Below are 6903 nucleotides of genomic sequence, written 5' to 3'. Positions count from 1 at the left end.
CCTGTTGATTTCAGCACGAGGCACTCGCTTTCCGCGGGCGGTCCGACGCTCCTCGGTGCATTCGCACCTGCGGGGTCTCCCGCTGACACGCTTCTCCCGCAGGACATTGAATAAGCTTCCTCGAATGAACACCGCACGAAGAAAATGCGATAGCATTTTCGAGGATCTCGTACCTTCCGCTCCAATCAACAAGGTGTAATAATCAACAATAAGCTTTAACACAGCCAAAAATATAAATAGATGGTTCTTCTTTAAAACCATAAAAAGAAGCCGCCAAAACGGCAGCCAGGACTCACCCTCTACATCTTTTGTCTTTTTACTTTCTCTAGCTCTTCCAAATCCATATGGGTTTGCGAATACCCGTTAGCGACCCATTCTGATCTTAATGCGGCATCATACTGTGTTAGTCCCTTTTCTTCGGGAACTTTGTCAGCATCAACACTTTCCACCTGGTCGATTTTTTCGCTGTTCCTCATGTCCGTATCTTCTAGGACATCACAATTCTCTTTATGTCTTTTTCTATAAGCGGAAGCAGCCAATGCAGCACCGCCGGCTGTAACGAGTGATCCAAGTACAAGTCCCATGGTTGTTTTTCTCATGGTTTACCCCTCCATTATTTAAAATGTTTTCTATTAATCTCTTTAATACCCGCCTCTATAAAAAATACTCATACATCCAATAACTGTTAGAACTTGAAACAAAGTTGTTACGTCGTAAATAGACTTTAACACTCTGTCATATAGCTGTTCTTTTTCTGGACTAAATCAGTGGTATGATTATTCTGACTGTATGCAATGCGAGTTTATACATAAAGAGAGTGAAAATAAATGCTGAATGTAAAAGAAGCTGTAGAGCAATTAAAAGATGCTGGGATTATAGCCAGTGACAAGGAAGTGATCCGCTGGATTGAGGAAGGTAAAATAAAGGCAGATCGCAATTTGAGAAGGAAAATTGCCTACAAAATCAGATTAAAAGATCTAAATGATTTTATTATCCGAAAACAGTCTGAAGAACATAAGCTGCAATTCGAAAGAATCTTGCGGGAAGTTAAAAACCTTAAAGGGCAAATTGAAATCCTGCAGACCCGGATCAACATTGAGGAATCCAAGGTCCGCTCTTTGAGGAAAATGATCCATAAACAAAATTCCATTACTGCCCCCGAAATCCGCCCTGCCGAACTTTTGGGCTTAAAGGCTGAAACAGATGAGCAATTAATAAAAAAAGAATTTAAAAAACTGCTGAAAGCCCTCCATCCAGACTGTGGCGGAGATGAAAGGCTTTTTAAAGTGTTTAGTGAGCATTACCGTAAAATTTACTAATTTACTCAGACTCTTTTATTCTGCTTCTGCCGCGTTTCCAATTGAAAGTTCTTTTTTTAGAGGCATAAGTATTTCGTCCGCCTTCAGCTCGGGGAATGGGTTTGCGAGCCAGCAGAGCTCTTTTTTTGCAAATACAAGGGAATGCTGTTCCAAATTTAAAACTCTTATAACGTTTCTTATATATGGCCGGCTATTTTATTGACGAGGCGCAAACAAAATTATGGAAGCTCCCAGCAAACAAATTCCCGCACCAAGGCAGTCATATAAATCAGGAGTTTTTTTATCTATCCCCCATCCCCATAAAATAGAAAGCACGATAAAAACACCTCCATATGCTGCATACACTCTTCCAAATGAGGGAAAGGCCTGGAATGCAGCGATAACACCATAAAGAGCGAGCACCATTCCCCCGCCAATGCCCCAATAATAAGACTTGCTTTCCCTTATCCATTGCCAAATCAAATAGCCCCCGCCAATTTCAGCTAGACCCGCAAGGAAATATAATACAATAGCCTGAATCATACATACACTCCTAAAAGATTCTCTAATGAATGTTCTTAATTAATTAAACAAACCTCGTCTCCCACCTTAATTTCCCCTGTTTTCACGACAGAAGCATACACACCAAAGTAATTATTCCTTTCTGAAATTACCGTTTTATGCAAACTTGCATCACGTTCTCCGCTTTCTGGATCTACCGTGATGATCATACACCGTTCACAATGCCTGTTTATTTTGATTTCCACTTCATTTCCTATCACTATTGTTTTCCCAAACCAATTTTCTTCAATAAAAGGCTCGTCTTCTATCAGGGAAATGACTAAATTTGGCCGAAAACGCTGAAAATCCAGTTTTTCATTGCCCCATAACTCTTTCAGTTTATGTAAGGAAGCGTCTGTCACCAATAAAATATGTTCTTCTTCAATTGCCCCCAAAGGAACATGAGAAGGACTATATTGAATTGGTTCAATCTTTCTATTAGAATGCTTTTCTAGTTCTTTTAATAAATCTTTGTCATTCCAATCCATTCTTCTGCCATCAGGTGTCGTTACGGTTAATGAAGGAAACTTGCTACTCTCTTCTTCCCCGCTAAATGTTGCCTTATATCGAACCAGTCCCGGAAATTGTGTGATCGTCAGGTACTTTCCCGGCCGTGACTCATCCAGGAAAGCATGGCTGCGATCTCCATAAAGTCCATAGTCCATTACCTTTGATTTCTGTACACTTTCACCATGAAAGCTTTTGACAGGATAGCGGACAATTTCTTTAATATGACCAATCAGCAATTCAGAACCCCTCCCTTTTTACAATAGAATATCCATGACAGCCCGGACGTCTATCATGGATATCTCCTTATTGCGGCCGTTTGGTTTTTCGCTTCGCCTTTTCATCGCTGTCCGCTTGTATAATTTTTTCGCGGACCTCTGGGGGAATGGACGAGGAAGTTCCTTTAGGATATTTTGGAGATTTCATAAAAAGTGCCTCCTTGTCGTTTATTTAACCACTTTATATCGTTTATGGCTGATAACCGTTTTTATAGGCTCATCCTTCTTTGGATTGATTCCCAGTTCCACGATCACCGAGTTATCCCGAACCACAACTACTTTGCCCTTTTTGCCCTTTTCCGCCCCGCTTGTGATACTAATTGTATCCCCAACATCTGCTTTTTTCACCTTGCTTACCTTTTCTGTTTCTTCAGCCATCTCGATTCTCCTTTAAAAACAAATATTTTTGGGCCTGATTTTTTCAAAATGTGAGCTATTCGCTAGTATTGCCGTTTCCCGCCTACACAAAACCCTATTATGAAAAAATGAAGTTACCTTCGTTTAGTTGTTGTTATCCTTTTTATATGAAGATCCTTCAAAATATTCAAGACTGCGCGGATAATCATCATAACGCTTCCTGCAAGGAAGAACGATATGGAGACAGCTTGGCTGACTTCCGTTAAAAATAAAATGCTGCCTATTAAATATAAAACTCCGAGCAGGAGATCATTGAAAAAGGATAAAACCTTATAGCGGTGTTCAATGATCATATGGTTTTTTCCCAATTCAATGTGCACGTTGTCCTTCTGTTCCCGAATCATATTATTTATGTTCATAAATAACACCCCTGTTTTTTGTTTTCCACTATGGATGTTATTCATTCCCATTTTTCATTGTAAAAATCTGCTGAAAGGACTAAGAAAACTGATCAAGCATGAGTGAAACAAGCAATCCAATTGCAGCAATGAACCCGGTCGTCGGCCCGCTGTCTTCAAATGCTTCTGGCATCATCGTTGACGCAACCATGGCAATAATGGCACCTCCAGCGAAACCGCCAATTCCAGACATCACCTCAATTGAAGCGCCATCCAAAAATAAATATCCTGCCAAAGAAGCCAAAGCAGACATTAAGAAAACCGAACCCCATAAAATGACAATTTTCTTTTTGGAATAGCCGCTATTTTTCATGCCAGAAGTACTTGAAAGACCTTCAGGAAAATTGCTTATAAAAATGGCTGCAACCAAAAGAAAACTAACTGACTGCTCTTTAAGCAGGCTTGCACCAATCATGAGGGATTCAGGTATCGCATCCATAACCGTGCCAATGAAGAGTACGATTCCGCCTGAGGAAGCATTTTTATGACCGGACCTTTTTCGATTTTGTGCCCCTTTTTTTGAAATCATGATATCAAAAAGGGTAAAAGTGACTGCGCCTGCAACAAATCCAACGCTCGTTGGCATCAATCCGCCACTGCGGACAGACTCACCAAGAAGCTCATAAGCAGCTGCTCCGATTAGGACTCCCGTGCCGAATGCCATTATGTAACCAATCAATTTTTTCTGGATTGGAAAAACCATCGCAGCCAAGGCTCCTAATAAAACGGCTGACCCGGACACCCCTCCCCACATTGCAGCTTGCCACATCAATACCCTCTCCTTTGAAAAGGTGTAAATAGCTATGATGTAGTATTGCCTTTTGAAAAAAAATAATTTATAGCTGGGTAATAATATAAAAATCCCCTCAGTGTGGAGACTTTTAGCCATTACTTTTTATTTGTCATATCAAAAAAAAGACCCCAGATTTAATCTCTGGGGCCCTAATTATTATGCAGCCTTTTCAGCTTGTGCAGAATGTGAATGGTTATTTTTAATTAATCCAACTACTAATCCAATCAGACCGCCTGCAATAGCAGGGAATATCCAGCCCAATCCAACGTCATAAAATGGAAGAATCGCAACAAATAGATCATGTACTGGTGCAAAAATGATTCCGGCTGCGTTCAAGCCATCAAATAAACTAACAACAAATGTGAATAGCATGGTTCCTTGGTAAACTTCTTTCTTTCCCTTAAAAATTGGATGCAAGAAAGTTAATGCCATTAATGCAATTGCCAATGGATAAATCCCGACCAAAACCGGAACAGATATGGCAATTAACTGACTTAAGCCAAAATTGGCCAGTACTGCACTGAAAGCCGTTAAAACAAAGACAAATGTCTTGTAAGAAATCTTAGGCATCAATTTATTGAAGTAAGACGAACAAGCTGTGATCAGGCCAATACTTGTTGTCAAACATGCTCCGAAAACGATGACGCTAAGCAGAATGGTACCTAAAGAACCAAAATAATACTCGGAGACGCCTGATAAAACGGCACCGCCGTTATCCAATAATCCAAGGCCGCTTACACTGGAAGCCCCGATAAAAGAAAGAGATGTGTAAATAATGGCAGTTAGGCCAGCAGCAATTACACCTGCTTTAGCGATGGAAACCATGATCTCCTTTTTCGTTGCAGCTCCTTTTTCTTTTACGGCATTTACCACGATAATTCCGAATACAAATGCGGCAAGTGCATCCATTGTAAGATATCCTTCCTGGAATCCTTTAAAGAAAGCCCCGCTTAGAAAATTTTCTGAAGGAGCCTGGAAAGAGCCCATAGGATTAATAAAGGCTGCTCCGATCAAAACCGCAATCACTACCAGCAATAGCGGTGTTAAATATTTTCCTACAATATCGACAATACTTGATGATTTTAATGAAAAATAGGCTGTGATCCCAAAGAAAATAATTGAAAAAATAACTAACCCTATTACACTGCTGCCTTCTGACAGATAAGGCTTAATTCCAATCTCGAATGATACAGTAGCTGTTCTTGGGATCGCAAATAGCGGTCCAATCGATAAGTAAAGGGCTACTGTAAACGCTAGTCCAAACAGCGGATTTACTCGGCTTGCCAACGATTGCAAATCACTTTTGCCGGAAAAGCCCAATGCTAGAATTCCTAGCAGCGGAAGTCCAACACCTGTCATGATAAACCCGGCATTTGCTGACCAAATGTTGGTGCCAGCTGATTGGCCGAGCATGGCTGGAAAAATTAAGTTTCCTGCGCCAAAAAATAAGGCAAACAGCATAAACCCAACCGTTACTATATATGAAAAAGGTATTTTATTGCTCATTTCAACATCCTCCTATTTAATCTGCCTTTCACCTGAATAATTTCCATTTATTTAACAATCTATTAAATTTAAATCTTCTGAAAAATTATTTCAGAGTAATAATTTTATTATTTTCTGTTGGGTAATATATTGCATAACTCAAGATAACATACCCGGCATACTTATGCAATATATCGCACAAAAGTTTTTGTCGAATTATGCGATATATTGAATTTCACAAGATTCTTCTATATACTAAATATATAATCTATTGGAAATTACTTTAAATTAAAAGATAAATTGTAATGAATGAAGAAACGTAAAGGTGGTTACAACAATGCCTATTCCTTCCAATTATTCCTCACCCACCCGTATATCAGCGAAAGAACGTGCATTTTCACAAATCCAGGAATGGATTATTGATGGTACATTGCAGCCAAAAGAAAAACTAAATGATGCAGACCTTGCCAAAGCATTAGGTGTTAGCCGTACACCTATTAGGGAAGCGCTTCAATTGCTTAATGTTCAGGGATTTGTGGAAATGTTTCCTGGTGTTGGGACTCAGGTTACATCGGTAAACCCTGAAGACATAAGCAAAATTCTTCCCCCATTAGGTGTGCTTCAAGCTCTTGCTGCCGAATTGGCTGCGCCAGTTATTAGCCAGCAATCGATTGATATTTTACGGGATATCAACCAAAAGTTTGCACAGTCACTAAATGCCGGCGATACCTTTACAGCCCTAAAGCAGGATGAAAAGTTTCATAACATCATTATTGATCTGGCACAAAATCCTTATATTTCTAATACAGTTTCAATGCTGCAGGCACATGTTATGCGGCTTTACTATAATAAAAATATTATTTTAACTGCCCGTTCAATTGACGAACATGAAGAGATTCTTAAAGCTTTTGAACAGCGCGACCAGGAAAAAGCAGGTCAAATTGCACGCATAAACTGGCTGCGCGCCATAGATGAGTATTATTCTGAAGAAAAATAAGTCTGTTTTCGTAAAGTTTGTTGCTTTTGGATGGTAAACTAAGTTTAACCAACTGAGTTGATTGTAGCGGAGGGCACTTGATCCTCGAAAATGCTACCGCATTTCCTTCGTGCGGTGCCAGGTCAGGGAAGATTATTCAATGTCCTGCTCAGAAGAGAGGGAAGTGGGA

9 protein-coding genes and 1 pseudogene are annotated in these 6903 nt (G+C 39.9%); 2 read left to right on the top strand and 8 right to left on the bottom strand.

What is annotated here, in order from left to right:
* Nucleotides 1–261: pseudogene (locus L634_RS34520) on the bottom strand (hypothetical protein); the annotation flags it as partial.
* Between the two features lie 38 nt (nt 262–299).
* Nucleotides 300–599, bottom strand: coding sequence for a hypothetical protein (locus tag L634_RS0127770; RefSeq protein ID WP_026585205.1), 300 nt, complete (start codon nt 597–599; stop codon nt 300–302).
* A 228-nt stretch (nt 600–827) separates the two neighbouring features.
* On the opposite strand from L634_RS0127770, the gene L634_RS0127765 reads away from it, so the two are divergent.
* The gene (locus L634_RS0127765) at nt 828–1319 is read left to right on the top strand and encodes a J domain-containing protein (RefSeq protein ID WP_232233857.1); all 492 of its coding nucleotides are present in this window, start codon (nt 828–830) and stop codon (nt 1317–1319) included.
* A gap of 195 nt (nt 1320–1514) precedes the next feature.
* Here the strand turns inward: L634_RS0127765 and L634_RS0127755 are convergent, their stop codons facing one another.
* From L634_RS0127755 to brnQ, 6 genes are all read right to left on the bottom strand, one after another.
* Nucleotides 1515–1841, bottom strand: coding sequence for a YnfA family protein (locus L634_RS0127755; RefSeq protein WP_026585203.1), 327 nt, complete (start codon nt 1839–1841; stop codon nt 1515–1517).
* Between the two features lie 35 nt (nt 1842–1876).
* Nucleotides 1877–2605: an MOSC domain-containing protein gene (locus L634_RS0127750; RefSeq protein WP_026585202.1), complete on the bottom strand. Its 729-nt coding sequence runs from the start codon at nt 2603–2605 to the stop codon at nt 1877–1879.
* Between the two features lie 207 nt (nt 2606–2812).
* On the bottom strand, nt 2813–3022 hold the full coding sequence (locus L634_RS0127740; RefSeq protein ID WP_026585201.1) for a DUF2187 family protein: 210 nt from the start codon (nt 3020–3022) through the stop codon (nt 2813–2815).
* Nucleotides 3023–3135: 113 nt separating this feature from the next.
* Nucleotides 3136–3420: a YrhK family protein gene (locus tag L634_RS0127735; RefSeq protein ID WP_026585200.1), complete on the bottom strand. Its 285-nt coding sequence runs from the start codon at nt 3418–3420 to the stop codon at nt 3136–3138.
* A gap of 79 nt (nt 3421–3499) precedes the next feature.
* On the bottom strand, nt 3500–4228 hold the full coding sequence (locus L634_RS0127730) for a ZIP family metal transporter (protein ID WP_026585199.1): 729 nt from the start codon (nt 4226–4228) through the stop codon (nt 3500–3502).
* A 180-nt stretch (nt 4229–4408) separates the two neighbouring features.
* Nucleotides 4409–5758: a branched-chain amino acid transport system II carrier protein gene (gene brnQ / locus L634_RS0127725; protein ID WP_026585198.1), complete on the bottom strand. Its 1350-nt coding sequence runs from the start codon at nt 5756–5758 to the stop codon at nt 4409–4411.
* 316 nt (nt 5759–6074) lie between these two features.
* Between brnQ and L634_RS0127720 the strand changes: the two genes are divergently transcribed.
* On the top strand, nt 6075–6734 hold the full coding sequence (locus L634_RS0127720) for a GntR family transcriptional regulator (RefSeq protein WP_026585197.1): 660 nt from the start codon (nt 6075–6077) through the stop codon (nt 6732–6734).
* Nucleotides 6735–6903: the final 169 nt, after the last annotated feature.

This window comes from Bacillus sp. J33 (genome assembly GCF_000518885.1).
Classification (GTDB): Bacteria; Bacillota; Bacilli; order Bacillales; family Cytobacillaceae; genus Cytobacillus.
The sequence above is the reverse complement of the archived record's forward strand: the minus strand, read 5'-3'. Positions and strand labels throughout refer to the sequence as shown.

What these genes read in the sequence shown, in the direction of transcription:
- L634_RS0127735 (WP_026585200.1), bottom strand. Translation starts at nt 3,420, where the DNA reads ATGAACATAAATAATATGATTCGGGAACAGAAGGACAACGTGCACATT.
- L634_RS0127765 (WP_232233857.1), top strand. Translation starts at nt 828, where the DNA reads ATGCTGAATGTAAAAGAAGCTGTAGAGCAATTAAAAGATGCTGGGATT.
- brnQ (WP_026585198.1), bottom strand. Translation starts at nt 5,758, where the DNA reads ATGAGCAATAAAATACCTTTTTCATATATAGTAACGGTTGGGTTTATG.
- L634_RS0127770 (WP_026585205.1), bottom strand. Translation starts at nt 599, where the DNA reads ATGAGAAAAACAACCATGGGACTTGTACTTGGATCACTCGTTACAGCC.
- L634_RS0127740 (WP_026585201.1), bottom strand. Translation starts at nt 3,022, where the DNA reads ATGGCTGAAGAAACAGAAAAGGTAAGCAAGGTGAAAAAAGCAGATGTT.
- L634_RS0127730 (WP_026585199.1), bottom strand. Translation starts at nt 4,228, where the DNA reads ATGTGGCAAGCTGCAATGTGGGGAGGGGTGTCCGGGTCAGCCGTTTTA.
- L634_RS0127720 (WP_026585197.1), top strand. Translation starts at nt 6,075, where the DNA reads ATGCCTATTCCTTCCAATTATTCCTCACCCACCCGTATATCAGCGAAA.
- L634_RS0127755 (WP_026585203.1), bottom strand. Translation starts at nt 1,841, where the DNA reads ATGATTCAGGCTATTGTATTATATTTCCTTGCGGGTCTAGCTGAAATT.